The organism is Chelativorans sp. Marseille-P2723 (assembly GCF_902809845.1).
Taxonomy (GTDB): Bacteria; Pseudomonadota; Alphaproteobacteria; order Rhizobiales; family Rhizobiaceae; genus Chelativorans.
This window is the reverse complement of the sequence record NZ_CADDWI010000008.1, coordinates 280,596-306,893: the sequence shown is the minus strand read 5'-3', so window position 1 is coordinate 306,893 and position 26,298 is coordinate 280,596. Positions and strand designations below refer to the sequence as shown.

The following is a 26,298-nucleotide window of genomic DNA, read 5'->3' as shown; positions in this document are numbered from 1 at the left end:
CCTAGCTCCTTGCCGGTTCGATCTTTTCCAGCCCCCCCATATAACGCTGCAGGATTTCAGGGACGCTAATGCTTCCGTCTTCGTTCTGGTAATTTTCCATTACTGCGATCAGCGCGCGCCCGACTGCGACTCCCGAGCCATTCAGCGTGTGTACGAAGCGAGACTGCTTCTCTCCCGCAGCCCTGTAGCGCGCATTCATGCGGCGCGCCTGGAAGTCCCCGCAGATTGAGCAGGAGGAAATTTCGCGATAGGCCTTCTGGCCCGGAAGCCAAACTTCAATGTCGTAGGTCTTCTGCGCGGCAAAGCCCATATCTCCAGTGCACAGAGCCACGGTGCGGAAGGGAAGGCCAAGTTTCTTCAGTACCGTTTCGGCGCATTCTGTCATGCGTTCATGTTCATCGATGGCACGTTCAGCATCGGTGATGGAGACCAATTCCACCTTGTTGAACTGATGCTGGCGCAGCATGCCCCGCGTATCGCGCCCGGCTGAACCCGCTTCGGAGCGGAAGCATGGCGTCAGCGCGGTAAACCGCAGGGGAAGCGTTTCTGCGCTCAAAATCTCCTCGCGCACCAGGTTGGTGAGGGAGACCTCGGAGGTCGGAATCAACCAGCGACCATCTGTGGTTTGGAACAGATCCTCCGCAAACTTGGGAAGCTGCCCGGTTCCAAACATCGCCTCGTCACGAACCAGGAGCGGCGGCTGGACTTCCGTATAGCCATGCTCGCGCGTATGCAGATCGAGCATGAACTGACCCAGAGCACGCTCAAGCTGCGCAAGCTGGCCGGAGAGCACCGTAAAGCGCGTACCCGCAAGCTTTGCGGCACGCTCGAAGTCCATTTGATCAAGCGACTCGCCGATCTCGAAGTGCTCTCTGGTCCAGGACGGCTTGTTAGCTTCACCGAAGCGGCGCACTTCTACATTGTCGTTCTCGTCGGCTCCCACCGGGACATTGTCGAGCGGGATATTGGGCAGGCTTGCGAGAAGATCATGAAGGCCTGCGTCGAGTTCGCGCTCCTTTGCTTCGCCGTCCTGAACGAAGCTCTTGATCTCGGTGATCTCGGCCTTCAGCCTCTCCGCCGCCTCGCGATCGCCGCTTCGCATCGCGTTGCCGATCTCGCGGGAGGCGGCATTACGGCGCTCCTGCGCCTCCTGCAGCTTCGTCAGATGGGTTCTGCGCGCCTCGTCAGCGGCAATAAGAGCGTCTACGACTGACCGGGCCTCCCCCTCCTGCTGACCGCGCTTTCGAAGCGCCTGAACCAGCAGTTCGGGATTTTCGCGAATCCATTTTATGTCAAGCATGTTCCAAATCCGGGCAAGCAGGCAAGATAGGGCGCGGAACCCAGTCGTTGATTACGAAACCGAACCCGTACCAGCATTGCTCGCGGTCTGTCCGGCGTCGCCTTCGGCTTCCGCAGCTTCAGCGGCAAGCCGTTCTTCTTCGCGTCTGCGCTCTACCATCCGCGCGCTCCAGATCGAAATTTCGTAGAGAAGGATGGTGGGAAGCGCAAGGCCGATTTGGCTTACCGGATCAGGTGGCGTCAGAACAGCGGCGACAACGAAGGCTGCAACGATGGCAATCTTGCGCTTGTCTACCAGGGCCTGCGAAGAAAGAAGCCCCACACGCGCCATCAGAGTCGTCACCACCGGGAGCTGGAAGACCAGCCCGAAGGAAAGAATCAGCGTCATGATGAGGCTGAGATACTCCGACACGCGCGGCAGCAGCGAAATGTGAATCTCGCTATCCGGCCCGACTTGCTGCATGGAAAGGAAGAACCACATCACCATTGGCGTAAAGAAGAAGTAGACGAGCGCGGCGCCAATAAGGAACAGGATCGGCGATGCAATGAGAAAAGGGAGGAACGCGCGCCGCTCGTTCCGGTAAAGGCCGGGGGCTACGAACTTGTATATCTGTGTGGCAATGATCGGGAACGCCAACACGAGGCCGCCGAACATGGCAAGCTTGATCTGTGTGAAGAAGAATTCCTGCGGCGCGGTATAGATCAGGTCGACCTTATCCGCGTCGAGCCCAGCCCAACGCGTTGCCCATTGGAAAGGAATAACCAGCAGGTTGAAGATGGATTTGGCAAAGTAGAAGCAAATAAGGAACGCGACAAAAAAGCCCGCGATCGCCCATATGAGGCGTCTACGCAGCTCGATCAGATGCTCGATCAGCGGCGCCGAGGACTTCTCGATCTCATCTTCTTCGTCTTTATTGGAACTCACGTACCCGACCCTGCATTCTTCCGCGCGCTGGAAGCGGTCTTCACAGCAGGCTTGTCTGTTTTCTTCGCCACGGCCGTCTTGCGGGCAGGCGCTTTCTCCGCCGCGTGTTTCGGATTGGTGGCGCCTGGAGCGGCTTTCGGCTCGTTTGCAGACGCGGCACCGCCGGACGAGGTTTCAGTGGCAGGTGAGGCCGAAGAAGGCGTTTGCTTTACAGATGCAGCGGCGGCCTCCGGTGCAGAAGCCGCAGCTTCGGAAGCTGCCGCCCCCAGGCTTTCCGCTTTCTCCGTCTTCACTTCCGGCTTGGGCTTTGCTGCCTCATCCAGGCTGCTGCGAATGTCACGGCCGGCCTGCTCCAGCGGGCTGAGGTGCTGTCTCAGCTCCTTGCGCGGGTCAAGCTTGCGGACATCGTCAACCAGTCCCTTGACTTCGTCCAGTTCCGCCTCCCGCAAAGCCTCGTCGAACTGCTTGCGGAAATCGCCCGCCATCACGCGCAGCTTCGCCGTCGTGCGTCCGAAACTGCGCAAGACCTTGGGCAAGTCCTTTGGCCCGACGATTACGATCAGCACGATCGCAATGACAAGGATTTCGGACCAGCCCAAATCAAACATCGTCCAACATTCCGAAAGACGGCGTCGTCATTTAAGACTTGCCTGCCTTCTCCTTGGCATCACTCACCTGCTCGTCGGCGCGATGCTCGACCGTCTTGGTCTCGTCGGGATCGTCGGCCATTCCCTTGCGGAAGTTCTTTATGCCTTTGGCCATGTCGCCCATCAGCTCAGGAATCTTGCCCCGGCCGAACAGGAGCAACACCACCACGAGCACAATGAGCCAGTGCCAGATCGAGAAGGAACCCATGATTGATCTCTTTGCCTGATTAAGAGGACGCTTTCATGATCTATGCGCTTTCGCTCCGTCTTTCAAACACTAGTACGTCGCTTGGCCGAACTTTCATCCATATATCCCTCTTGCCGGGCGGAAGCAGGCCAGCGCGCAGGCGCACGCGCACATGCTCATCTGCCCCCGGCAGGGCAAGTTCCAGCAGTTCTACCACCCCGAGAAACCGTCTGGAAACGACTCTTGCCTCAACCCCCTGCCCGTCTTCGGCAACTTCAAGGCCTGACAGGCGGATGGCTACTGTGACTTCCTTGCCATCTTTGTGGCCGGCTGCGGCAAATTGGCCAAGCGGCGTCTCTGCCATGCCACCGCGGATGTGGGCGTCGAACAGGTTGAGTTCGGAAAAGAAACCGGCCACGAAAAGGTCTGCAGGCTTGAGATAGAGTTCCTCCGCCGTCCCGACCTGGATGAGCCGTCCACCCTTCAGTAGCGCAATGCGATCGCCGAGCCGCATCGCCTCTTCCGCATCATGGGTGACGACGATTGCCGTCGCCCGGCTCTGGCGCAAAATCGCAAGGGTCTCCGCCCGGACGCTATCCTTGAGGCGAGAGTCAAGGCCGGAGAAAGGCTCGTCCATCAGGAGCACTGCGGGACGCGGCGCGAGCGCACGTGCCAATGCCACACGCTGTTGCTCTCCGCCGGAAAGAACATGCGGATAGGCCGACGCATAACGCCCAAGCCCGACACGGGTGAGCGCGATCATTGCCTCTTTGGTAGCTTCCTCACGGGAGAGCGCGGTCAGGCCGAAGCGGACATTTTCAAGAATCGTCAGATGCGGAAAAAGAGCAAAATCCTGGAAGACCAAACCAATGGAGCGGTTTTCCGGCGGCAGAAAGATATTCGGGCCCGCGATTTCCCGATCGTTCAGGAGCACGCGGCCAGCACACTGGGCTTCAATGCCCGCGGCGATTCTCAGGAGCGTCGTTTTTCCGGAACCCGATGGTCCGAGCAAACACAGGACCTCGCCCGGCTCGGCAGAAAGGGTGACATTGTCCAGCGTAACCTGGCCCGGGGCAAAGCGGTGGCTGATACCCTCGAACGAGAGTCGTGCCGCAAAGGTGACACCCGCAGTCACCCGCGCAGTCTTATCTACCGCCTCGATCATTCTGCCGCATTTACCCCGAAATTGGTACGGGTTGGCCCCGTAAGCTGGGGTCAATCATTCTCCACACGAGGAGTCAACAGTCCAAGCTCCTCAAGGTCGATGTCTCTCAGGGGATCTTCGTCCTCCATCAGGCTGTCTGGATCGGCAGGCGGCTGGGGCATGGAGAAACTGGCCGGCATTCGTGGCGAAAGAAGGCCGGCACCCTTGAGTTCGTCAAGGCCGGGAAGATCGCGCAGTTCTTCCAACCCGAAATGGTCAAGAAACTCTCGCGTAGTGCCATAGGTGACGGGGCGCCCGGGCGTACGGCGTCGCCCTCTCATGCGAATCCACCCCGTCTCCAGGAGCAGGTCGAGCGTGCCCTTGGAAGTCTCGACCCCGCGTATATCCTCGATTTCAGCGCGGGTGACGGGCTGATGGTAGGCAATTACTGCAAGCATTTCGAGGGCGGCACGCGACAGCTTCCTCTGTTGCACTGCATTGCGGCTCATCAGGAAGGAAAGATCCCGCGCGGTCCGGAAGGCCCAGCTATCCTCAACCCGCACGAGATTAACCCCCCGCATGGCATAATCGCGCTTGAGGTCTTCCATGATGGTGGGGATGTCAGCACCATCAGGCAGCCTTTCCGCAAGTACCTTCTCGGTGACTGGCTCCGCGCTGGCGAAGACCAATGCTTCGGCCATTCGCTTGAATTCCGCTAGTCCGACGGTGTCTTGCAAGGTGTCCGCTTCGCTTGGGGACGGGGGCCGGTCGTCTTCCGCGACGAACGGAATGACATTGGTTGTCGTCTCGGTCATGCTTCTGCCCCGCCTTCACGGGAGATGTCATAAGCCCCCCCATCACGACGGAGCCGGGAGCCGGACCGCATATAGATCGGCGCAAACGGCGCCGCCTGTCGGATTTCCAGTGCTCCCTCGCGTACGAGTTCGAGCGAGGCTGCGAACGTGCTTGCCACCGCCGTCGCACGCTCTTCTGGCTGCGATAGATAAGCGACAAGAAAACTGTCGAGCGTGGCCCAGTCCGGAAGAGTTCCGGCCAGCCTGACCAGGATCTCGCGAGCCTGCTTGAGCGACCATACGCCCCGCTTGGCAATCTGGACGTTGGTAATAGCACGCCGCTGGCGCTGCGAGGCATAGGCTGTCAGAAGATCGTAAAGCGTTGCTGAGTAAGCACTTTTCGTCTCGACCGATATCGGCTCGGGCGCACCGCGCGGGAAGACGTCGCGGCCAAGGCGGTCTCGATTGACAAGGCGAGTTGCAGACTCGCGCATCGCTTCCAAACGCTTCAGCCGGAACTGGAGCAGAGCCGCCATCTCCTCGCCGGAGGGTTCGTCATCCGCGCTTTGCCGAGGAATGAGCAGGCGTGATTTCAAGTAAGCAAGCCAGGCGGCCATCACCAGATAATCCGCGGCAAGCTCAAGGCGCATCTGGCGCAGGCGCTCGATGAACTGAAGATATTGCTCAGCCAGAGCGAGCACCGAGATGCGCGCGAGATCCACCTTCTGACTGCGTGCAAGTTGCAAGAGCAGGTCAAGCGGCCCCTCAAAACCATCGACATCGACGGTGAGCGCCGGCTCAGATACAGCGAGCTCCGCCGCATCGTCTGCCCAAAGCCGGTCCATTGGAACGGGCCTTCCCATCCCTTCTTCAACCTTTTCCTGCCGCTTTGGGTTGGCCAACGAACCCGCTCCCCGCTCTCAGGCTGCGACTTCCGGACAGTCAAGGAGCCGCGCGAACTCCGCACGTGCTTGATCCTCGTCCGCTCCGTCAGCTTGGCGTCTTGCTGCTAGGGCACTTGCCGCTCGTTCGAAAGACTTGCCGCATAATTCCGGCGCCCTTTCGGCAATAGCCTGCATTTCAGCCATGACGCCAGTGCAGTGAAGGACGAGATCACATCCGGCTGCAAGTATCGCGGAGGCGCGCGCCGAGAAATCCCCAGAAAGTGCGTGCATTGACACGTCGTCGCTCATCAGGAGCCCGTCGAAACCGATCTGCCCGCGTATGACGTCGCGTATGACCCGTCTGGATGTGGTGGACGGGTTCTCCGAATCAATATCCGCATAGACCACATGCGCGGTCATGGCCATCGGCAGGTCGGAAAGCGCCCTGAACGGCGCGAAATCCCAATCGTGCAGTTCCTTAAGGGGGGCATCGACCCTGGGAAGCGCCTTATGGCTGTCCACGCCCGCCCTTCCGTGTCCCGGAATGTGCTTCATCACCGGCAGGATGCCGCCCGCCATCAGTCCGTCGGCTGCAGCACGGCCGAGTGCGGCAACCGCGTCGGGCTCGTGCGCGAAAGCACGGTCGCCGATAACGTCATGTGCTCCCTCAGAGGGGACATCAAGCACTGGAAAGCAGTTCGCGGATAGATCGTGGCGCGTCAGTTCGAAGGCGTGCAGGCGCCCCATTAGCCAGGAGGCACGCAGGCCGGCTTCCGGCTCCCGGGTATAAAGCGCGCCGATCGCCGCCGCGTCAGGATAGTTCGGTGCCAGTGGCGGGCGCAGCCGCTGGACGCGTCCGCCCTCCTGATCGATGAATATGGGCGCCTCAGGCCGGCCGACACATTCGCGCACCGCGGCGGCGAGATCTCGCACCTGTTCGGACTCCGAGAGGTTTCGAGCAAAGAGGATGAAACCCCAGGGCCGCTCGTCCCCGAAGAAGGCCTTCTCATCCGCGGAAAGCCTCAAGCCGTTCACGCCGAGGATCATAGCTTTTGATTCGCTCATGGGGCAAACATAGCGGGAACTGCAGCACAAGACACGTGCCGGCGTTTCATTATGGGGAACTTCGCAGGAATGCTGAATCTGCGCGTTAGGCAGGTCTTGAACACAAGCCTCGCCTCACGCACCAAAGACGCGGGACCGCCGCGTTGCCGCGACGGCTCAAAAACTTGGGGGCAACGCCTACTTCGAAACGAAACAGCTACCGCCGGCTCCCTTCAGCCGTTCACAAAGCTGGATCGCATCGTCCTTGGAGTTGGATGGGATGCGCACGCGGTAGTAGGTGCCCTTCCCTTCGATTTCCGCCTTGACGATGTTGACACCCCTGCCCTGTAGCATTTCACCATAACGCTGCGCCAATTGCTGGTAGGACTGCTGAGCGCTTTCGACGGTGGGTTGAGATGAAATCTGCACGGACCATTCGGAAGCGGCAGCCGCTGCGGTAGGCGCAGGCGCTGCAACTGCGGCGACCTGCTGAGCGGCAGGCGGCTGCGGCGCCTCCCGCCTCGTAAGGATTCCAGGTGAATCGGATCTGGTCTGCGGCTGCTCCGCTACGGCGACATTCGCCGGGCGCGCGGGTGGGATCGGCCCCGAACTAGGTACAGTCGCCGGGCTTTCCTCTGCCCTAGCCGCCTCTGGCTGGGTCTCGTCGGTTGAAGCAGCTGCGACTTCGACCACCGGCGCCTCCGTCTGCCTCTCCGCAGTCGTTCCGGTTGTCTCAGCGGGTTCGGGTATTTCACGCGGCACCATGGTGCCGTCCGGACGCACCACCAGCGAACGGACACGGCGAGGTGTCAGCGCAATCACGCTCTCGTCCGCCGTTTCCTCCGCGGAGTTCGTCAACCGCTCCTCGATCTTGGCGGCAATATCATCGCCAACGTCTACCCCAGGCAGGTCACTACGCACCTCCTCCGGTTGGGGCAGGTCGACCGGCTCCTCCGTCGTAGTGATGAGTTGCTGCTGTGCCGGGCGCGCGTCCGCTGCCTGCTCGCCTGAAACACGCCTGTAGACTGGATTATCCTGGTTCGGGATCTGGATGCCGCCGGGATTTTCAGGACGCACCTTAATCGGCGAATCCTCTGCAGCCACGAGAACTGGCTCGTCGCTGCCCCCGCCCGTGAATGACATGGCCAGAAGAGCAGCGCCGCCCAAAATCACCACACCGCCGATGAGGCCAATGGCGAGCGTCGAATATGAAGCCAACCGCGAGCCGGCCGCTGGTGGCGGAGGAGCGATTCCAGGTGCCGGCTTCAGCGAATCATGAGCGTGGGGCGATGCCCAATCCTGCTGATGATAAATATCGGCCGGCTGGCTTGCGAACTCGGGATAAGCATCCTGTACCCCGCCGCCTTGCTCAATCCCGGCAGCGGCGGCAATGCTTCTGGTGAAATCGTCTCCGAAGATATCGCCATCCTCGCCAGCGCCGGGTGCCTCCTTAACGGCAGGATCACCCGCCATCCTCTCCTCGTGGCTGGCCGCTTCCACGGCTTCCCCGAAGGCACCTGCCAGAATTTCCTCGATCTCATCAAAATCGGTGGAGGGTTTTACCTCCTCGCGATAGCGAACCTCTGGAATATCGAGATGATGGGTAACAGGGACGGCAGCCTGCGCCACCTCGACGGTCTCGATCTCCGGTTGCAAGCTGACATGGCGGGGCGCGCGCAAAGCATCATGGGACTGCTCAGACTGGAATGCTTCATCCCAAGCCTGCTCGGCAGGACGGATTTCCTGTTCGTGCCACAAGGCAGCTGACTGATTCTCTGCGGTGCGGTCGCTCCCCCGGGGAGGCTGCGGCCCCCAGAAAGGTTCCGGCATCTCAGGCGAGGGTGTTGCATGATACGCTGCCTGCCGCTCCGATAAGGGCGTCCTTGCTGGAGTGGCGGCCCGAAAGGTCCAATCGGCAGCTTCTGATTGGGCGGGCGCCGCAGCCGCGTAGCGCGGCTGCGAGGAGTCGTAACCCCCGGCAGAAAAAGGCTCATTCCCGTCCAAAGGGTGCCCGGGAACCGCATGTTCGTCCCCGTACGCGCCGCCGTTACCAGGTTCTCCTGCGTCAAAAATGCTGTCCAGTTCCGCCTCAAGAAGGCTCTCTGCGGAGTGGGCGCTGGAGACTGCTCCATGAGCGCTGTCAGCAATCACAGATTGTTCGTCTTGCCACGCTGCATCGCGCCACTGAATGATCTCAGCCTGGGTATGTCGCCCGCTTCCCTGCTGCGGGACAGCGCCGGCCATCAGCTCGTTTTCAAGTTCCAGCGCCAAATCGTTCGTTTGTGCCTTTCGACCCTGCAGCAGCGGCGACAGCGACTGCGGATCATGTCCCATAATGCGTGTCAGCTCGGCGAAAGGATCGTCGTGCGACAGCTCGCCCTGGTCGGCGCTCATCTTCATATTTTTCTCAGCCATTTCCCACACCCGCTCGGACGTCGCGACGTCACGATTCGTTTGGCCTACCAGCGCATTGTGAGCAAATGGTGACAGTTTTATCCGTATGCGATCAGCGCATCTCCGCCGGGGCGTCCGCGCCTACAAGCGAAAGTCCGGACGCCAGCACATCGCATACAGCCTGCACCAGACCCAGCCTGGCATATGTCAACTCTCGGTCGTTAACTTTAACAAAACGTAAGCGATCTGCCTCGGTGCCGCGATTCCACTGCATGTGGAACTGGCTGGCAAGGTCGTAAAGATAGAACGCAATCCTGTGCGGCTCCATGGCCTTGGCCGCACTTTCAACAAGACGCGGGTACTCGGCGAGTTTACGCATCAGTGAAATCTCGCCTTCATCCTCCAGGCGATGGAGGGCGGTGCGCATGTCAGCGCGATCAAAAATTTCGACCGACAACTGCTCCTTCGCCTGACGGAAAACGGAATGGCAGCGCGCCGACGCATACTGGACATAAAAAACCGGATTATCCTTGGACTGTTCGGTTACCTTCGCAAAATCGAAGTCGAGCGGCGCGTCTGCCTTGCGGTAAAGCATCATGAAGCGTACCGGATCGCGCCCCACTTCGTCTATGACGTCGCGCAAGGTCACGAACTCCCCTGCCCGCTTCGACATGCGCACGGGCTCCCCGGCCCGGAAGAGCCTCACCAGCTGGCACAGGATGACATTGAGCTCCAGCTTACCGTCGGAAATAGCGCGGGCAAGCGCCTCCAGCCGTTTAACATACCCACCGTGGTCGGCACCCAGCACATAGATGAGCTGCTCGAATCCACGCGCATATTTTTCCTTCATATAGGCCACGTCCGCGGCAAAATAGGTGAAGGTACCGTCGGATTTGATGAGCGGCCGGTCGATATCGTCCCCCACATGGGTGGAACGGAAGAGGATTTGCTCACGGTCTTCCCAATCATCGGGCAGTTGCCCTTTGGGAGGTGGCAGCTTGCCGCGGTAGACGTGCCCCTTCATCGTCAGGTTGTTGATGGCGGAGCGGATGGCACTGCCATTGTCGGCGTGCAGTGATCTCTCCGAGAAAAAGACATCATGATGGACGTTGAGCGCGGCAAGATCGGCGCGGATCATCGCCATCATGGCATCAATAGCGCGATCCTTCACGATTGCTAGCGCTTCCTCCTCCGGCATCTCCAGAAGCTTGGTCCTGAATTCCTCGGCAAGCGATTTCCCGAGAGGAACCAGGTATTCGCCGGGATAAAGCCCTTCCGGAATTTCAACGACCTTCTCGCCTAATGCTTCGCGATAACGAATGAACACGGACCGTCCCAGAATGTCGATCTGGGCGCCGGCGTCGTTGATATAGTATTCCCGCGTGACGTCGTACCCGACGAAAGAAAGAAGATTTGCAAGCGCATCCCCAACGACTGCCCCGCGGCAATGGCCGACATGCATCGGACCGGTTGGGTTGGCGGAGACATATTCGATATTGACCCTGCGCTTGCCGCCCATTTCAGAGCGTCCGTAGTCACCGGCAAGTTCCAACATCTCGCTCAAACGGGCTTGCCAGAAGCTGTTGCTCAGGCGCAGATTGACGAAGCCTGGACCAGCCACCGATGCTTCTGCAACATCTTCGTTCCTGCCAAGCTCAGCCGCCAGCCGCTCTGCAAGCGTCCGCGGGTTCTCGCCCACCGCCTTCGACAGCACCATAGCCGCATTCGTCGCTATATCGCCATGGCTTGCATCGCGCGGCGGCTCGACCGTCACACGCGAAAGGTCGAGTTCTCCTCCGTCCACGGCGCGCAGGGCCAGGGCGTCGATAGCGCTGGCAACCCGCGCGGAAAAATCAGCAAAGATGTTCATGGGCTAATAGTCCCAGCTTGGCGATCATTGCGGCACCGGCCGCAGCGCCTGCGCCTAACGCAAATCGGGCGTATGGTCAAACAGGCGGCGATGCTCCTTAAGAGCGTAGGTATCGGTCATGCCTGCAAGAAAGTCGGCCACGTAGCGGGCCTTGACGCGATCCTCCGCGGTGTCGAGCCCATCGCGCCATCCTTCGGGCATTTCGCGAGGATTGGCAAAATAGGCGTCGAAGAGGTCGCGCACCACGCGGTCGGCGGAGCGACGCACGGCGAGAACCGAAGGATGGCGGTAAAGATTGCGGTAGAGGAACGCCTTCAATTCACGTTCCTCTTTTTCCATAGCCAACGAAAAACATACGATGCTACGCCCCGCATCGCGCACATCTTCGACCGAAGCCGGTTTCAACTTTTGCAGATTGGCGCGGCTTGTAGAGATCACATCCTCCACCATTAAGGTGATCTGCCGCCGCACCAGTTCATGGCCGCGGCGCACGGGATCAAGCCTGGGGTAGAGTCTGCCCACTTCCTTCAGGATGCGGCCCGGCAGCGATATCTCGCTCAGCAGGTCTAGAGTGAGAAGTCCTGCGCGCAGCCCGTCGTCAATATCATGCGCGTTATACGCAATATCGTCGGCAATGGCAGCACATTGCGCCTCGATGCCCGCAAAACGGTGCAACTCAAGGTCATGAATCTGCGAATAGTTGAGGATCGCCTGCGGAATCTGCTTCTTTAGGCCGGTACCGTCCGCAGAAGCCATTGGACCATTGTGCTTGACAAGGCCTTCGAGCGTTTCCCAACTCAGATTGAGCCCGTCGAACTCCGCATACCGGCGCTCCAGACGCGTGACTACCCGCAAGGACTGCGCATTGTGATCGAAGCCGCCCCAGGGCGCCATTTTTCCGTTAAGCGCCTCCTCGCCCGTATGACCGAAGGGGGTGTGTCCGAAATCATGAACGAGAGCCACCGCCTCGGCGAGATCCTCGTCGCAATGGAGCGCACGTGCGAGAGCGCGGGCAATCTGCGCCACCTCAATCGAGTGGGTGAGCCGTTCACGGAAATGATCGCCCTCATGCGCAATGAAAACTTGCGTCTTGTGTTTAAGTCGCCGAAAGGCAGTCGAATGGATGATACGATCGCGGTCGCGCTGGAAGGGTGTGCGCGTGGGGCTTTCCGCCTCCGCATAAAGACGCCCGCGCGTGCGCTCCGGTGCGCAGGCATAGGCTGCGCGAGGGCGGTAGCCGAAACCGATTCCTTCAAGGTCTGCGGGAGCAGCCATGCTTGCTCGATATTGACTTGCAGTTGCCCTGTTCATACCTATTCATGAGACGATAGCAAGGTGACCTTCATGGGCGTTGATGCCAAGACCGATATGAAAGGTGTCGAGCTGACGGAGGCGGCAGCCCGGCGCATTCTGAAAATCCTGAGCGAGGAGCCGGGGAAGATCGGGCTGCGGATCGCCGTCGATGGCGGTGGCTGTTCGGGATTTTCATACAAGTTCGATCTCGCCGACAGCCGCAACGACGATGACACGGTGATTGAACGCGACGGCGCGAAGGTGTTGATCGATGAGCTCTCGCTCGTATACATGGGCGGCTCGGTCATCGATTTCGTTGACGATCTGATCGGCCAATCGTTCCAGATTCGCAATCCCAACGCGGTCGCCTCATGCGGCTGTGGGACAAGTTTTACTATCTGAACCGCCGACGCGGCTGCAGGGCTCCTTCAGCATCTAACGGAACTCCGCTGCAACTATCATGTTTTGACGCGGAACCCCCACGTCTGAAGGAGGACCGATCATGGTGAGGAAGTGGTTCAGGGCAGCGGCCTTTGCAAGCGCCCTGCTCTTTCCCGGAATTGCTGCGGCCGTGCCGGCAATCGTCACGGCCAATGTCAACTACCGCACTGGACCTGGCGTGCAGTACCAGCGGATTGGAACCATTCCGGCGGGGCGCTCGGTCGATGTGCTTGGCTGCATAGCCGGCTTCCACTGGTGCGAAGTGGTCTGGGCAGGTAGGGGCGGCTGGGTCTCCGGCAACTACCTGGCATATCTTGACAGGGGCTATCGCCGGGCACTGCCGAGCGTCGGGCTAGCCATTGGCGTACCAATCATCACCTATGAAATTGGCCGCTGGGACCGCCGCCGCCATTGGGATCGCCGCTGGGACCGTCGCCATTGGGACCGCCCCGGATGGCGCCGCGCAGCGCCGCCTGTCCGCCGCGACAGGCCGCGCGCACGCTATGAAATACCGCCGGGAAGCGGCCCGCTTCTTTGCAACGGGCCCTGGTGCGAGCCCAATTACCGCCCGGGCCGCGGAGATCGCTGAGATCCGATGGATGCGGCCCCGCATCTTCACGGTGCGGTAGCCGCTTCCAGTTCCTGCATGTTGGTGGCGTTGGAGAAGGCTAACGCTATTGGCCTCAAGGCCGGTACGCGCGCAAAAGCCAAGGTCATCACCAGCATCATCGGAACGGCCAGAAGAGCGCCGATCAATCCCCAAACCCAGGTCCAGAACATAAGGGCTATCAGTACTGCCAGAGGAGAGAGGGAAAGCTGGCGTCCCTGCAGTTTCGGGTCGACATAATTGCCCATGAGCTGTTCTATCACGATCAGCCCGCCCGCAATCACGAAAGCGGATGCCAGATCACGCTGGAGAAAAGCCAGCCCTACTGGCAAGGCCCCGGCGATGATCGAGCCTATGGTGGGGATATAGTTCAACAGGAAAGCCAATAACCCCCAAACAAGCACAAAGTCCAAGTTCCACCACCATATCCAGGCCATGTAGAGCAGGCCGGTAGAGACTCCCATTATGGTGCGAACCGCCAGATAGCGCCGAAAACGCATGGCGGTGGTGCTGACGACCCTGAGCAAAGCGGCACCATTTCCCGAAGAAGCCGCGTCCTCCAGCTTTTGTTCATAGGCGAGCGTTTCCAAAAGCATCAGCCAGACGAGGAAGAAAAGCAGCGTCAGTATTCCGCCGAAGCTCCAGACGGACTGGGCGATGGTAGTGGCGAGCGTCATCACCGTTTCGATGAGGCGATCTGGAGAAATCGTTCCCGTAGTTCCGTTAACAAGAGATTGACCCCAGCGGCTCCCCGTTTCGAGCATTTGAGCCAAAGGCTCCTCATAGCGCTCCAGGCCAATGGCGACCTGCGTAACGACAAAAAGGAGCCCGAGCCCGAAGAGAAGGAAAACAAGGATGATGATCATCAAGGCTGCGGCATGGCCGATCCAGCGCAGTCCTCGCGGCACATGCTGCTGAATCCAGAAATCCACCGGCCACAATGCCATCGCCGCGAAGAAAGCGAGCGCCAGTGTACCGGAAACCCAGGCGGTCTCCCGCAAGAAGAAGACGAGGAGAATTGCAGCGATTATGGCGAGCAGCCATGTTGAGGTTCGCGTCGAGCTGAACTCATCCTTCCCCCCCACTTCCTGACCAGCCATCTCGCCTCCGCGGCGCGTATCTCGACGCACCTATTGTCCTGCGCTCATTGGCTCTCCCGGCTGACAGGCTCCGTCTCCACGGCTGTGCCGAAACGGCCCTTTGGAACAGCCCATGGCGGTTCTCCGAGCGTGGCAAAACTGTCGCTCTCGACAAGGCTACGCAGGGTCTCGGCCGCGCGCTTGATGATGTGCGCTCGGCCGGCCGCTCCGCCGGTGGGCATCGGATAAGCAAGTCGAACGGAGACGGTCTGGCCATTGTCGTCCAGGAACACAACGTTAGCCCAAACGCTGTTCTCGCCTTCGCGCGCGACGACGGTATCGATGATATGCACGTCCCTTCCTCCGCTGTTGCAGAACAACGGTCAAGGAACGGCAATCGTTCCGATAATGTTGCTATTGTGCCTGGTTCTGCTGAGAGGCTGGTGCGGTCTCTTCCGGGGACTGCGGTGCGCTCGATTCCGCATCCGGCCCTCCTGAGGTCGTGTCCGGTGCTGTACGGGAGTCAAAGTCGAGAATCAGGAACAGGGCGAGGACAACAATGGCTATCGCCGCAACGGCGATGAGCACCCGGCGGTCGGTCCTTCTTCCCTGTTTGCTACCGGCTCTATGCGCCATTTTGCGCCCTACCCTGTTCTTCCCCTGACGGCGCATCGACCTGCTCGACATGCGTCGCAGGGCGATCGTCGCCGGCCTCGACCTCCTGATGCCAGCGGCCCCTGGCATCCTGATATTCAATGAAGGCATCGCCTCCAGCTTCCCTATGGGCGGCGGCGGCCTGTTCGGCCGCGCTCGTCGCCTCTTCCCGGCTGGGGAAGCTTTCGGAGAAGACATCTCCCACCTTGTATGCCCATCCGCCGTCATGTTCGACGATGTTGTAGACTACCTCTTCCTCAGTCCCGCGATCCTCTCCGCCGGTGTTTAGATGGGTAAGGAGGCCACGCGGGGTGCGCGGCGCCGCCCACCAGCCGAAGAACCGGTAGATCCCGTAGCCTGCGAAAAGAGCCAATAGAAAGCGCATCATCCTCTCCGTTTTCGCCTCCCGAAAACCAAACCCCAATGATGCGTGACATGTTCCGCAGGATGGTCGCGCGAGAGGGGGGAAGAAGACCGCTCAACGTCAAAGCACAGGATCATTGTTGACCGCTTGTATACCCCTCCTCCCTATGATGGCGGCCTCCGAGGTCCAGTGTTATCCATGATCATCCCATCTACAATGGCCAAACGTTATCTGCGCCATGCCCTCATACGCGTGGGTCTGGAGGGTATTTCGCTTGCCCGCGCCGGCGGGATGTGGCGTGGTATTGGTGGGCGCGGCGTCATCTTCACCCTGCATCACGTTCGCCCGCCGGAGCGCCAGATAAGCCGCGCGAGCGAAGGGATCACCATCACCCCTGGCTTTCTGGAAGATGCTATCCTCACTTGTCTTGAACAGGGCCTCACGCCTCTTCCGCTGGACGAGCTGCCGGAGCGGCTCGCAGATCCACGGGACCGCCGGGCCTATGTCTGCTTCACCCTCGATGACGGTTACCGCAACAACGTTCAGTTCGCGGCTCCCGTCTTCCGAAAGCATCGTATCCCCTACACCATCTTCGTTTCGCAAGGTTTTGTTGACCGCACCCGCCCCATATGGTGGGAGACCGTGGCCGCGATCATTAAGGACCAACCTTCAATTGAATTCGATTTCGGTCAGGGCCCTGAGCATCTAAACGCCACATCGAAACTGCAAAAATCCATAATTTACGATCGCTTCGTGTCTTTTATTCAGACACATGATGAAGACGAAGCAGTTTCTCGGATCGCCCGATTAGCGCGCGACCACGGCATAGATCCCATCGGGTTGGTAGACGATCTGACGCTCAATGCAGGTGAGTTGGAAAAGTTGCAGCACGACAAGCTTGCACGGATCGGCGCTCACTCTGTCACACACGTCAATTTGCGGCGCGTAAGCGATGCACGCTTAATGTGGGAGCTTACCGAATCGGCAAAGGCGGTCGAACGGCACGTGGGGTACCGGCCGCATACTTTCGCATTTCCCTACGGCACCGCCTCGGCGGTGGGGGAGCGCGAGATTGCGGCGGCAGCGGACGCAGGCTTTACTGTCGCCGTTACCAACCGGCCTGGCCTTCTCGATCAGGACTCCATCAAACAACCGACGGGCCTTAAGCGCATCTCGCTTAACGGCAGCTACCAGCGCAAGCGATATGTGAGCGCTCTCATCTCTGGCATACCGTTCAAAATGGTCCGCGCAAGGGGAAGCCATGCATACTGATCCGGCGTGACGGAAACTTAAAGCTTCCGCAGTGAGCAATGGATCGCATCCCAAACGCGACCCCGCCATTCCGATTTCTTCGCCGATGGGCTAAGTGTGGTCCGATTTCCTCCATCCGGATACGTCCCAGCATGAAAATTGCCACCTGGAATATCAACGGCGTCAAGGCGCGAATCGAAAACCTTCTACACTGGCTCGAAGAGGCGAAGCCTGACATCGCGTGTCTGCAGGAGATCAAGACGGTTGACGAACAATTCCCACGCGAACCGATCGAGGCGCTCGGCTACCATGTTGAGACAAATGGACAGAAAGGCTTCAATGGCGTCGCCATCCTGTCCAAAATCGCCTTCGACGAGGTAACGCGGGGGTTGCCGGGAAACGATGGGGACGAGCAAGCCCGCTTCATGGAAGGGGTTTTCTCCATTGAAGCCGGTGCGCTTCGCGTCGTTTCATTGTATCTGCCAAATGGCAATCCCATCAACAGTGAGAAATTCTCCTACAAGCTTGGCTGGATGGAGAGGCTGGAGCAATGGACGCGAGCGCGGCTCGCATTGGAGGAACCTCTGGTGCTCGCAGGCGACTACAACGTCATTCCCGAACCGGATGACGCGAGGAATCCCGAAAACTGGCTGAACGATGCGCTCTTCCAGCCAGAAAGCCGTCAAGCCTTCCGCAGACTCGTCAACCTTGGGCTGACGGATGCGGTGCGTGCGGTCATCAATGATCCCGGCACCTACACCTTCTGGGATTATCAAGCTGGAGCCTGGCCGAAGAACAACGGCATCCGCATCGACCACCTGATGCTTTCACCCGAAGCCGCCGACCGACTTGTATCGGCTTCCGTGCAGAAGCACACGCGCGCATGGGAAAGACCATCCGACCACGTTCCTGTCGTCGTGGAGCTGAGGTAACATTGCACCGCCCCCGGGATGCCTGGAACCGGCTACTGGACTATTGCATGCCGCCGGTTCGATAGCTCTCCGCCAGGGCGATGGCTGTCCGCCGGTCCGATTCGCCGGCAAGAGCGAAAGCTTGCTCCTGCATCTTCCGAATCCACCCGATATCTGCCGGGCCAGCACGCTCCAACGCCGTTGTCATCAACGCCAATCCCTGAACCATCTTGCCGCTCTGGAACAACAGATCGCCGAGCGTTGCCTGCGCGCCGGCATGTCCCTTTTCTGCTGCAAGCTGCAGCCAACGCGCTGCCTGCTGGACACTCTTCGTCCCCCCCTCGCCACTAAGGAACATGCGGCCGAGTTCATACTGGGCGGTGGCGTTGCGATAGGTCGCTGCCGCCCGCATGAAATAATCCTGAGCGAGCGCCGGGTTTGCTTTGACTGGTGTACCCGATATTCCCTTTCTTAGATATTGGCCGATAGCAACCAGCGCATCCGATACATAGCTCTCGTCCCGGCTGCCGGGGTGCACTTCCTGCTGAGCCACGGCCGAGAAGAACTTGAAGGCTTCGTAATCATCGCGCGCTACACCGTCGCCCTCGGCATACATGCGGGCAAGCTTCCAGCGCGCGCCAACCTGGCCATTTTCGGCGGCATAACGATAGGCTTGCACGGCCTCGTCCTTCTTGCCGCGCTTATAGGCGGAGAAGCCGAACCGGAACACGGCGAGCGGATTGCGCTCACGCTGCTGGATCACGGTCTGCTCATCCAGAGCAACCGCGGGGCCAGGCATCCCAAATACGATGAGGGCAGCGGCCAAGAGCCCGCCCAACACTTGCCGCTCACAAATCCGCATAGCAGTGCGTTTCTTTCTTGGCACCAGGATGTGTCACTGCGCCGTTACGAGCAGATCCTACGGTCTGCGCATATTTCCAGATTGCGCCGGACTGGTAATCCGTCTCTCGCGGGGTCCAACCCTTGCGGCGCGCCGCGAGTTCCCTATCGCTGAGGGCGACATCGATCGTGCCTTCCACAGCGTCTATGGAGATAATGTCGCCATCCCTAAGCAGTCCGATCGGCCCGCCCATAGCTGCCTCAGGAGCGACATGGCCGATGCAGAAGCCGCGGGTGGCTCCCGAAAAGCGCCCATCCGTGATCAGCGCAACCTTGTCACCCATGCCTTGCCCGTAGAGGGCCGCCGTTGTGGCCAGCATCTCGCGCATGCCGGGGCCACCCTTGGGCCCCTCATAGCGGATGACAAGCACCTCCCCTTCCTTGTAGCGGCGTTCGGTTACGGCAGCAAAGCACTCCTCTTCAGAATCGAAGCATCGCGCCGGTCCGGAAAACCGCAGGTTCTTCATGCCGGCCACCTTCACGATGGCGCCATCGGGAGCCAGCTTTCCCTTCAGCCCGACAACACCTCCGGTCGGGCTTAGCGGCTTGTCCGCCGGTCGAACCACGTCCTGGGCCTCGTTCCATTGAACGTGCGTCATGTTTTCTTCCACGGTGCGGCCGGTAACCGTCATGCACTCACCATGCAGATAGCCGTGCTCAAGCAACGTCTTCATCAGCAGAGGAATGCCGCCTGCCTCGAACATGTCCTTGGCAACATATCTGCCGCCCGGCTTCAGATCGGCAATGTAGGGCGTCTTCCTGAAGACTTCGGCGACATCGAAGATATCGAAGCTGATCCCCGCCTCATGGGCAATGGCCGGCAGATGAAGAGCGGCATTGGTCGAGCCGCCAGAGGCCGCGACGACGGCGGCCGCATTCTCCAGCGCCTTGCGAGTGACGATGTCGCGCGGGCGGATCTGCTTTGCGACAAGCTCCATCACCTTTTCGCCCGACGCATAGTTGAAGCGGTCGCGCATCTCGTACGGAGCGGGCGCTCCGCAGGAATAGGGAAGCGCCAAGCCGATCGCCTCGGCTACGGTCGCCATGGTGTTGGCTGTGAACTGGGCGCCGCAGGAACCGGCGGAAGGGCAGGCAGCCTGCTCGATTTCAGTCAACTCCTCATCGGAAAGTGAGCCCACCGAATGCTGGCCCACAGCCTCGAACACGTCCTGTACAGTGATTTGGCGCCCACGCCAGGTGCCGGGTAGAATGGAGCCACCATAGATGAATATAGATGGCACATTGAGCCGCACCATCGCCATCATCATGCCCGGTAGCGACTTGTCGCAACCAGCCAGGCCCACGAGCGCGTCGTAACAATGGCCGCGCATCGTCAGTTCCACTGAATCTGCGATGACCTCGCGGCTGACCAGCGAAGCCTTCATTCCCTGATGGCCCATGGCGATGCCATCGGTGACTGTGATGGTAGTGAACTCGCGCGGCGTGCCTTTGGCAGAAGCCACTCCCCTCTTTACCACCTGCGCCTGGCGCATCAGGGAGATATTGCATGGAGCCGCCTCGTTCCAACAGGTAGCAACACCTACCAGAGGCTGCGCGATCTCCTCCGCCGAAAGGCCCATTGCATAAAGGTAAGACCTATGCGGTGCTCTTGTTGCCCCGACTGTCACATGCCGGCTCGGCAGCTTGTCTTTGGAAATCGCCCGAACGTCCATGATCACCTACCCGTGGCTAGGCATTTTCCTGACATTTGTCGAAAAAGCGCGCCGAAGTCTCTTCGGTGCGCCTGTTTTATGGCGGGAAGTTGGCGTAGCGCCCCCGCACCTTCTTAGCCCATTACATAACAAGAAGGTGTTGCCGATCTATCACAGATCGGCAACTAAGAGCTGTATTGGGCATGTCCGAGCGAAGGCGGATCTTAGCGCTCGGCCGCCTCGGAGCTTTGTTTCTCGTCAAGGACCTCGCGGCGATCAAAGATCGAGATGAGGACGGAGCCTCCGATGATCATCACCGTTACGGCAAGAGCCATCAGCGAGGGGATATGGATATACTCGCTCAACAGCATCTTGAAGCCGATGAAGACAAGTACCAGCGAAAGACCCACCTTGAGGTGGCGGAATGAACGCAGCATGCCCGAAAGTACGAAGAACAGCGCCCGCAGGCCAAGCACGGCAAAAACATTGGACGAAAAGACGATAAAGGCGTCGTTCGAGATAGCCAGGACAGCCGGGATGGAGTCGACGGCAAAGACAAGGTCCGTCAGTTCCACCGTGACCAGGACGACAAAGAGCGGAGTCATGTAAAGAAGGCCGTTGCGGCGTGTCAAAAACCGCGAGCCCTCATACTCCGTGGTAACCCGCCCGGTACGCATCAGAAGCTTGACGATCCGGCTTTGCCCGGGGTCGACTGTCTCTTCACCGGAGAACATCATCTTAAAACCGGAGAAGATCAGCAGCGCCCCGAGCGCCATGGCGATGATCTGGAATTCTTCCACCAGCTTGACGCCAGGCACGATGAGCGAAAGGCGCATGACGATAGCGCCGACGATACCGTAGAACAAAACCCGGTACTGCGCCTCGGCGGGCACCTTGAAGTAGCTGAAGATGAGCGCGATGACGAAAATGTTATCGAGCGAGAGCGACTGCTCGATGAGGTAGCCGGTCAGAAACTCGGCGCCCCTCTGTGCCCCGGCGAAATAGAAAACGCCGGCAGCGAAGATCATTGCCAGAGTGAAATAGCCCGCGACGGTACGAAGGGCCTCACCGGTCGAGATCACACGGTCCTTGTTGTGCAGGATAAAGAGGTCGACGAAGAGGATAACGCCGACGAAGGCCAGAAATCCTGGCCATAGCCAATCATGCAATGTCATTAGAGTGCTGAATGGGTTGCGCGGCGTCTGCGCGTTGTCGTTCGGTCCGACATCACAAGCAACGCCTTGCCTGCCAGAGGGGCCCGGACCGGGTGACTTAGTGATAAGTGCTTCAGCCCGTCCTACTTTTCAAGACCGGAAAAAAGTATTCGCTTAATTTTTGCACATCTGCGGCTGCAAGGCTCCGTCCGGCATGGCAACCAGGCCATGCCTGAGCGGTACTAAGCTACCAGCGAACGCTGTAGGAAGCAGAAAGAATTCCGGCCAAGCCTGAATCAACCGCCGCACCAAAATCGGGGACGGGTGCTCCGTCAGGCGCGGTAGCCTGGTCAATGCTTGCAGACGTCAGGTAAGACAGCCCTCCTCCGAGGCGCAGTTCGCCACCCAGAACATCCTTGACGCTGGCACCTGCCGTGAGCAGCCATTTGTCGGTGCGAAGGTCATAGCCGGTGCTGACGCCTCTATCCCACTGCAAGCTTACAGCGCCGGAGACACGCTCGTTGAGGGAATGGCCAATTCCTGCCGTCACGGTCCAGCCATCACGCCAGTAATAGTGGTTCTGAAGCGTCTGCCCGAGTTCCGGGACGTTCACCGTGAGCGTTTCGTTGATGGACCAGTCCGTCCATTTAACAGAGCCAAAAGCAAGCCACCCAGGGGCGATGCCTGACTGGACCTTCAGTTCAACGCTCTGCGGCAGTTCTCCGATGGCGTTCGGAGTGAGCGGGATGATGCCTCCAAGTCTGCCGCTCCCGTCCGGTTCGTGTGTCGTGCCAGAGCGGTAGAGAAGTTGCGCTCGCAAGGCGATGTCCGGGACTTCATAGCCGAAACCAGCGCGCCAGCCGTAAGCTGTGCTGTCCATTTCCAGCTGCAAAAGGCCCGCTCCGGCAAGAAGCTCGTAGTCGAACGTTTCGGCGAATGCCCCGCCCAGGACAGCGAAACGCCCGGGACCGGAATCGAAGAAAATGGCGCAGGTAAGACCATATTCAGCCACCGTGAACTCTTCAAAGAGCTTGCCCCCCGGTCCATAGGGCACCGCATAGTCGGATGCCGCGCCATTGGAGTGAGTGTATGTGCCCGCACAAGCAAGATTGTCGCTGAAGCTGATCTTGCCTGCGACCGAGGGGATTACATAAGGCTCAAGGTAATTCGTCCCCACAAGCGCAGGATCGGCTGCCGCAACCGGCGGGGCGGTGAATTTCTGGCTCGGTACGACCAGAGTTGCGCCTGCGTGAAAATCGACCTTCCCCGGCTCGAAAAGAATGTCCGTATCCGCTGTCCCACGCGAGAACCCGCCCGCATGAGCGCTTCCAGCAAGGACTGCCAGCCCAAGCACAGGAAAAAACAGGCGCCGAAAAGCCATCTGTGAACCTCCCTACAAACCTGCGGCCGGATGGATCATCCCCCCCTCCCCCGCGAGCGACCAGCAATGTCCTCAACAGAAGCGCTGCTGGGCCGCATCTATGTTCTAGAAAAAAAGATAACCGAGGCCTTAAGGGGGTAAAGTCGGAATCGGGAAAAGGACCTTCTGCGACCAGATTTTACCTGGACGTAAACATCAATCCGGAGAGGCACCCTAAAAAGGAGCACAAAATATTGCCCTCTCCCGATAGATCACAGCCAACATATTGCCCTCAGAAGGGCGGAGCGCCCTTCATGTTGCAGGATTGCGACAGGCTGAAAAAACCATGCGCTTGCCCGATAAGCCGTGGCGTAAAATGCGCGGCGCGTCCCGTTCCTAGCGAATCACCCGACTTCCCGAACGCGGGCAAGTGCAGCTTCGAGGCGCTTTAGCGTCTCCGCAAACTCCGCATGTTTTTCCTGTTCCGCAGCCACGACCTCTTGTGGAGCGTTAGCGATGAACTTCTCATTGCCAAGCTTCTTGTTCAGTCTTTCAATTTCCGCCTTCGCCCGAGAAATTTCCTTTTCGAGGCGCGCTGTCTCAGCCCCGATGTCAATCAGTTCGCCAAGCGGTAGGCAGAAGGTTGCCTCTCCAATAATAATCTGGGCCGAGCCCTTGGGCGCCTCGCTCGCAAACCCAACCTCGCTGACGCGCGCGAGCCTGCGAATGGCCGGCTCATGGCGTGCGATACGCTCGCGCGTCGGCGCCTCGGCTCCCACGGCGATAAGGGGCGCCGTAGCAGCAGGCGGAACATTCATCTCGGCGCGGACGGACCTTATTCCGGAAACTAGATCGATGAGCCAATTGATGTCGGCGGCAGCTTCTGCATCCTCGAAGACGGGCTCGGGCCATGGCGTCAGAGCAAGAAGAGTTTCCCGCCCTTGCGCGCCGCCCGTATGCGCCCACAGCTCCTCGGTCATGAAAGGCATCATCGGATGGAGAAGCTTGTAGATCTCGTCGAGCACATAGGCGGTGCAAGCGCGCGATTCCGCCTTCGCCTCCTCATCAGCGCCCGAGAATACCGGCTTTAGCAGTTCCAGATACCAATCGCAGAAGAGACTCCAGACGAAACGATACGCTGATGCAGCCGCCTCGTTGAAGCGGAAGGAGGTGATTCCTTCAGTCACGTTACGCGCCGTGCGGGTCAGCTCCGTCAGGACCCATCGGTTGAGCGCCAGCTTCGCATCCTCCGGACGGAAGGAAGGCACGCGCGCAACCCCATTCATCTCCGCAAACCGGGTCGCGTTCCAAAGCTTCGTGCCGAAATTGCGGTAGCCGGCGACGCGGGCAGGGTCGAGCTTCACGTCGCGCCCTTGCGCCGCCATGATGGCCAGGGTGAAGCGCAGTGCATCGGCGCCGTATTCGTCGATCAGTTCCAGGGGGTCGATCACATTGCCCTTGGACTTCGACATCTTGGCGCCGCTCTTGTCCCGCACCAGCGCGTGGACATAGACGGTATGAAACGGCTCCTTATCCATGAAATGGAGCCCCATCATCATCATCCGGGCGACCCAGAAGAAGATGATGTCGAAACCGGTCACCAGTACCGAGGTCGGATAGTAGGTCGCCAGTTCCTTGGTTTTGTCCGGCCAGCCCAAGGTGGAAAACGGCCAGAGAGCGGACGAGAACCAGGTATCAAGCACGTCCTCGTCGCGCGTCAGGATCTCGCCGGGCTCAAAATTCTCCAGCTTGTCTTCGACCCACGCCTTCCATGGTCCCTCATGGGCGATGTAGTGCTGGATGGCCATTTCCAGCGCTTCCTCCTCGTCCTTGGCGACGAAGACGTGGCCGTCCGGGCCGTACCAGGCGGGAATCTGGTGCCCCCACCAAAGCTGGCGTGAGATGCACCAGGGCTGGATGTTCTCCATCCACTCGAAATAGGTCTTTTCCCAGTTCTTTGGAACAAACCTGGTACGGCCTTCACGCACGCTTGCAATGGCCGGACCTGCGAGCGTTTTCGCGTCCACATACCATTGATCGGTCAAAAAGGGCTCTATCGGAACGCCGCCGCGGTCCCCATGCGGGACCGCATGGCGGTGCGGCTCCACCTTGGCCAGGCAGCCAAGTTCTTCCATGATCGCCACAATTTCCTTGCGCGCATCGAAGCGATCCCTGCCCTCCAGCATTTCCCATAGGGCTTGCTGCTCAGGCGCGGCATCAAGGCCTTCAAGAAAGTCCGCGTTTTCCTTGATGTTTACTGCGGCTTCAACCGACATGATATTGATCGCCGGCAGGCGATGCCTACGGCCGACCTCGAAGTCGTTGAAATCGTGCGCGGGGGTGATCTTTACCGCGCCGGATCCCTTTTCCGGATCGGAATATTCATCCGCAACGATCGGAATCCTGCGCCCGACAATCGGCAAGACGACGTTCCGGCCGACCAGATGCCGGTAGCGTTCGTCATCAGGATGGACCGCAACCCCTGTGTCTCCCAGCATGGTCTCGGGTCGTGTCGTTGCAACCGTGATGAAGGTTGAAGGATCATCCGGGTCGAAACGCTCGCCTTCAATCGGATATCGGAAGTGCCAGAGGTGACCGTCAAGCTCTACCTGTTCCACCTCCAGATCGGAGATGGCGGTCAGCAGCTTCGGATCCCAGTTGACGAGCCGCTTGTCCTTGTAGATGAGCCCCTGCCTGTAAAGGGTGACGAAAACTTCGATGACGGCATTCGACAACCCTTCATCCATGGTGAAGCGTTCGCGCGACCAGTCACAGGAGGCACCCAGCCGCTTCAACTGGTTTATGATCGCACCGCCGGACTCTTCCTTCCACTCCCAGACCTTGTCGACGAACTTCTCCCGACCCAGGTCGCGGCGGTGCATCTGCCGCTCCGCCAACTGACGCTCAACGACCATCTGCGTTGCGATACCGGCATGATCCATCCCCGGCTGCCACAGGACATTCTTACCGCGCATCCGCTCGAAGCGGACCATGATATCCTGCAAAGTGTTGTTGAGCGCATGGCCCATATGCAAGGAGCCAGTGACATTGGGCGGCGGGATGACAATGGTGAAAGGTTCAGCGCCCGGAGCGGCGCCCGCACCGGCCTTGAAGGCTCCTGCCTCTTCCCATCGTATTGCGATCTTCGGCTCGACGCTCGCCGCGTCATAAGTCTTTTCTAACATGGAATGTCCGTGCTTGCCGGCTTCATGGCTGAGGGCTGTAAAGCCGAAGGGTCCAGGCAAGTCAACCGGCGCCGTCATGTACTACGGCAACAGCTCGAAACGTGAGCCGTTTTCAAGAAAGCTGCGCGCCCAGATCTCGCTCAAGATAGCGCGCATGCTCCGCGTTCAAAAGTCATTGCTGCACGCACGAAGCACAGAAGATGGAAGGAAGCGAAAATAGTACGTCTGCAGCGCTGGCGCTGCAACCCGCGCTTCGAAC

24 protein-coding genes are annotated in these 26,298 nt (G+C 59.6%); 4 read left to right on the top strand and 20 right to left on the bottom strand.

The features are described from left to right. Position 1: 1 nt before the first annotated feature. The 11 genes from serS to HUS57_RS03345 form a co-directional block, all read right to left on the bottom strand. Positions 2-1,300 carry a serine--tRNA ligase gene (serS, locus tag HUS57_RS03395; protein ID WP_173931515.1) on the bottom strand — a complete coding sequence of 433 codons (1,299 nt, stop codon included), beginning with the start codon at positions 1,298-1,300 and terminating at the stop codon, positions 2-4. Between the two features lie 51 nt (positions 1,301-1,351). Then, on the bottom strand, positions 1,352-2,224 hold the full coding sequence (gene tatC / locus HUS57_RS03390; protein WP_173931514.1) for a twin-arginine translocase subunit TatC: 873 nt from the start codon (positions 2,222-2,224) through the stop codon (positions 1,352-1,354). Beyond that, the gene (tatB, locus tag HUS57_RS03385) at positions 2,221-2,832 is read right to left on the bottom strand and encodes a Sec-independent protein translocase protein TatB (RefSeq protein WP_173931513.1); all 612 of its coding nucleotides are present in this window, start codon (positions 2,830-2,832) and stop codon (positions 2,221-2,223) included. Before tatB ends, tatC begins: the two co-directional genes overlap by 4 nt. A 31-nt stretch (positions 2,833-2,863) precedes the next feature. Further along, positions 2,864-3,079 (bottom strand): twin-arginine translocase TatA/TatE family subunit, encoded by a 216-nt coding sequence (locus HUS57_RS03380; protein ID WP_173931512.1) that lies wholly within the window; start codon positions 3,077-3,079, stop codon positions 2,864-2,866. A 40-nt stretch (positions 3,080-3,119) separates the two neighbouring features. Continuing rightward, positions 3,120-4,223, bottom strand: coding sequence for an ABC transporter ATP-binding protein (locus HUS57_RS03375; protein WP_173931511.1), 1,104 nt, complete (start codon positions 4,221-4,223; stop codon positions 3,120-3,122). A gap of 50 nt (positions 4,224-4,273) precedes the next feature. Continuing rightward, positions 4,274-5,017, bottom strand: a complete 744-nt coding sequence (gene scpB, locus HUS57_RS03370) for an SMC-Scp complex subunit ScpB (RefSeq protein ID WP_173931510.1) — start codon at positions 5,015-5,017, stop codon at positions 4,274-4,276. After that, positions 5,014-5,841, bottom strand: coding sequence for a ScpA family protein (locus HUS57_RS03365; protein WP_173931509.1), 828 nt, complete (start codon positions 5,839-5,841; stop codon positions 5,014-5,016). The genes scpB and HUS57_RS03365 overlap by 4 nt, the downstream gene beginning before the upstream one ends. A gap of 75 nt (positions 5,842-5,916) precedes the next feature. Further along, positions 5,917-6,945, bottom strand: a complete 1,029-nt coding sequence (gene nagZ, locus HUS57_RS03360; RefSeq protein ID WP_173931508.1) for a beta-N-acetylhexosaminidase — start codon at positions 6,943-6,945, stop codon at positions 5,917-5,919. Positions 6,946-7,122: 177 nt separating this feature from the next. Further along, entirely contained in the window at positions 7,123-9,339 is a 2,217-nt protein-coding gene (locus HUS57_RS03355; RefSeq protein ID WP_173931507.1) for an SPOR domain-containing protein, read from the bottom strand. Between the two features lie 91 nt (positions 9,340-9,430). Further along, complete coding sequence (argS, locus tag HUS57_RS03350) at positions 9,431-11,188, bottom strand: arginine--tRNA ligase (protein WP_173931506.1); 1,758 nt, start codon at positions 11,186-11,188, stop codon at positions 9,431-9,433. A 54-nt stretch (positions 11,189-11,242) separates the two neighbouring features. Then, the gene (locus HUS57_RS03345; RefSeq protein ID WP_173931505.1) at positions 11,243-12,463 is read right to left on the bottom strand and encodes a deoxyguanosinetriphosphate triphosphohydrolase; all 1,221 of its coding nucleotides are present in this window, start codon (positions 12,461-12,463) and stop codon (positions 11,243-11,245) included. Positions 12,464-12,532: 69 nt separating this feature from the next. Between HUS57_RS03345 and erpA the strand changes: the two genes are divergently transcribed. Further along, complete coding sequence (erpA, locus tag HUS57_RS03340; protein WP_173931504.1) at positions 12,533-12,883, top strand: iron-sulfur cluster insertion protein ErpA; 351 nt, start codon at positions 12,533-12,535, stop codon at positions 12,881-12,883. 100 nt (positions 12,884-12,983) lie between these two features. Continuing rightward, on the top strand, positions 12,984-13,511 hold the full coding sequence (locus tag HUS57_RS03335) for an SH3 domain-containing protein (protein ID WP_173931503.1): 528 nt from the start codon (positions 12,984-12,986) through the stop codon (positions 13,509-13,511). A 26-nt stretch (positions 13,512-13,537) separates the two neighbouring features. Here the strand turns inward: HUS57_RS03335 and HUS57_RS03330 are convergent, their stop codons facing one another. From HUS57_RS03330 to HUS57_RS17900, 4 genes are all read right to left on the bottom strand, one after another. Further along, positions 13,538-14,629, bottom strand: a complete 1,092-nt coding sequence (locus HUS57_RS03330) for an AI-2E family transporter (RefSeq protein ID WP_173931502.1) — start codon at positions 14,627-14,629, stop codon at positions 13,538-13,540. A gap of 44 nt (positions 14,630-14,673) precedes the next feature. Next, positions 14,674-14,961, bottom strand: coding sequence for a hypothetical protein (locus tag HUS57_RS03325; RefSeq protein ID WP_173931501.1), 288 nt, complete (start codon positions 14,959-14,961; stop codon positions 14,674-14,676). Between the two features lie 61 nt (positions 14,962-15,022). Continuing rightward, on the bottom strand, positions 15,023-15,244 hold the full coding sequence (locus tag HUS57_RS03320) for a hypothetical protein (RefSeq protein WP_173931500.1): 222 nt from the start codon (positions 15,242-15,244) through the stop codon (positions 15,023-15,025). Beyond that, positions 15,234-15,500 carry a DUF2188 domain-containing protein gene (locus tag HUS57_RS17900; protein ID WP_246727772.1) on the bottom strand — a complete coding sequence of 89 codons (267 nt, stop codon included), beginning with the start codon at positions 15,498-15,500 and terminating at the stop codon, positions 15,234-15,236. Before HUS57_RS17900 ends, HUS57_RS03320 begins: the two co-directional genes overlap by 11 nt. A gap of 324 nt (positions 15,501-15,824) precedes the next feature. On the opposite strand from HUS57_RS17900, the gene HUS57_RS03310 reads away from it, so the two are divergent. Beyond that, positions 15,825-16,898, top strand: coding sequence for a polysaccharide deacetylase family protein (locus HUS57_RS03310; protein WP_246727723.1), 1,074 nt, complete (start codon positions 15,825-15,827; stop codon positions 16,896-16,898). Positions 16,899-17,029: 131 nt separating this feature from the next. Continuing rightward, positions 17,030-17,809, top strand: a complete 780-nt coding sequence (xth, locus tag HUS57_RS03305; protein WP_173931499.1) for an exodeoxyribonuclease III — start codon at positions 17,030-17,032, stop codon at positions 17,807-17,809. 40 nt (positions 17,810-17,849) lie between these two features. Here the strand turns inward: xth and HUS57_RS03300 are convergent, their stop codons facing one another. From HUS57_RS03300 to HUS57_RS03280, 5 genes are all read right to left on the bottom strand, one after another. Continuing rightward, the gene (locus tag HUS57_RS03300; RefSeq protein ID WP_173931498.1) at positions 17,850-18,650 is read right to left on the bottom strand and encodes a tetratricopeptide repeat protein; all 801 of its coding nucleotides are present in this window, start codon (positions 18,648-18,650) and stop codon (positions 17,850-17,852) included. Then, positions 18,637-20,361, bottom strand: coding sequence for a dihydroxy-acid dehydratase (gene ilvD / locus HUS57_RS03295; RefSeq protein WP_173931497.1), 1,725 nt, complete (start codon positions 20,359-20,361; stop codon positions 18,637-18,639). The genes HUS57_RS03300 and ilvD overlap by 14 nt, the downstream gene beginning before the upstream one ends. Positions 20,362-20,564: 203 nt before the next feature. Further along, positions 20,565-21,515, bottom strand: a complete 951-nt coding sequence (locus HUS57_RS03290; RefSeq protein WP_210256048.1) for a TerC family protein — start codon at positions 21,513-21,515, stop codon at positions 20,565-20,567. A 226-nt stretch (positions 21,516-21,741) separates the two neighbouring features. Further along, on the bottom strand, positions 21,742-22,875 hold the full coding sequence (locus tag HUS57_RS03285; RefSeq protein WP_173931496.1) for an outer membrane protein transport protein: 1,134 nt from the start codon (positions 22,873-22,875) through the stop codon (positions 21,742-21,744). Positions 22,876-23,258: 383 nt separating this feature from the next. Beyond that, positions 23,259-26,039, bottom strand: a complete 2,781-nt coding sequence (locus tag HUS57_RS03280; RefSeq protein WP_173931495.1) for a valine--tRNA ligase — start codon at positions 26,037-26,039, stop codon at positions 23,259-23,261. Positions 26,040-26,298 lie beyond the last annotated feature (259 nt).

Excerpts from the sequence above, each read along its gene's own strand:
- HUS57_RS03380 (WP_173931512.1), bottom strand. The coding sequence starts at position 3,079 with ATGGGTTCCTTCTCGATCTGGCACTGGCTCATTGTGCTCGTGGTGGTG.
- xth (WP_173931499.1), top strand. The coding sequence starts at position 17,030 with ATGAAAATTGCCACCTGGAATATCAACGGCGTCAAGGCGCGAATCGAA.
- HUS57_RS03285 (WP_173931496.1), bottom strand. The coding sequence starts at position 22,875 with ATGGCTTTTCGGCGCCTGTTTTTTCCTGTGCTTGGGCTGGCAGTCCTT.
- argS (WP_173931506.1), bottom strand. The coding sequence starts at position 11,188 with ATGAACATCTTTGCTGATTTTTCCGCGCGGGTTGCCAGCGCTATCGAC.
- HUS57_RS03300 (WP_173931498.1), bottom strand. The coding sequence starts at position 18,650 with ATGCGGATTTGTGAGCGGCAAGTGTTGGGCGGGCTCTTGGCCGCTGCC.
- ilvD (WP_173931497.1), bottom strand. The coding sequence starts at position 20,361 with ATGGACGTTCGGGCGATTTCCAAAGACAAGCTGCCGAGCCGGCATGTG.
- HUS57_RS03355 (WP_173931507.1), bottom strand. The coding sequence starts at position 9,339 with ATGGCTGAGAAAAATATGAAGATGAGCGCCGACCAGGGCGAGCTGTCG.
- erpA (WP_173931504.1), top strand. The coding sequence starts at position 12,533 with ATGGGCGTTGATGCCAAGACCGATATGAAAGGTGTCGAGCTGACGGAG.
- HUS57_RS03345 (WP_173931505.1), bottom strand. The coding sequence starts at position 12,463 with ATGGCTGCTCCCGCAGACCTTGAAGGAATCGGTTTCGGCTACCGCCCT.
- nagZ (WP_173931508.1), bottom strand. The coding sequence starts at position 6,945 with ATGAGCGAATCAAAAGCTATGATCCTCGGCGTGAACGGCTTGAGGCTT.
- HUS57_RS03330 (WP_173931502.1), bottom strand. The coding sequence starts at position 14,629 with ATGGCTGGTCAGGAAGTGGGGGGGAAGGATGAGTTCAGCTCGACGCGA.
- HUS57_RS03280 (WP_173931495.1), bottom strand. The coding sequence starts at position 26,039 with ATGTTAGAAAAGACTTATGACGCGGCGAGCGTCGAGCCGAAGATCGCA.
- scpB (WP_173931510.1), bottom strand. The coding sequence starts at position 5,017 with ATGACCGAGACGACAACCAATGTCATTCCGTTCGTCGCGGAAGACGAC.
- HUS57_RS03310 (WP_246727723.1), top strand. The coding sequence starts at position 15,825 with ATGATCATCCCATCTACAATGGCCAAACGTTATCTGCGCCATGCCCTC.
- tatB (WP_173931513.1), bottom strand. The coding sequence starts at position 2,832 with ATGTTTGATTTGGGCTGGTCCGAAATCCTTGTCATTGCGATCGTGCTG.
- serS (WP_173931515.1), bottom strand. The coding sequence starts at position 1,300 with ATGCTTGACATAAAATGGATTCGCGAAAATCCCGAACTGCTGGTTCAG.
- HUS57_RS03365 (WP_173931509.1), bottom strand. The coding sequence starts at position 5,841 with ATGGACCGGCTTTGGGCAGACGATGCGGCGGAGCTCGCTGTATCTGAG.
- HUS57_RS03335 (WP_173931503.1), top strand. The coding sequence starts at position 12,984 with ATGGTGAGGAAGTGGTTCAGGGCAGCGGCCTTTGCAAGCGCCCTGCTC.
- HUS57_RS03290 (WP_210256048.1), bottom strand. The coding sequence starts at position 21,515 with ATGACATTGCATGATTGGCTATGGCCAGGATTTCTGGCCTTCGTCGGC.
- HUS57_RS03320 (WP_173931500.1), bottom strand. The coding sequence starts at position 15,244 with ATGGCGCATAGAGCCGGTAGCAAACAGGGAAGAAGGACCGACCGCCGG.
- HUS57_RS03375 (WP_173931511.1), bottom strand. The coding sequence starts at position 4,223 with ATGATCGAGGCGGTAGATAAGACTGCGCGGGTGACTGCGGGTGTCACC.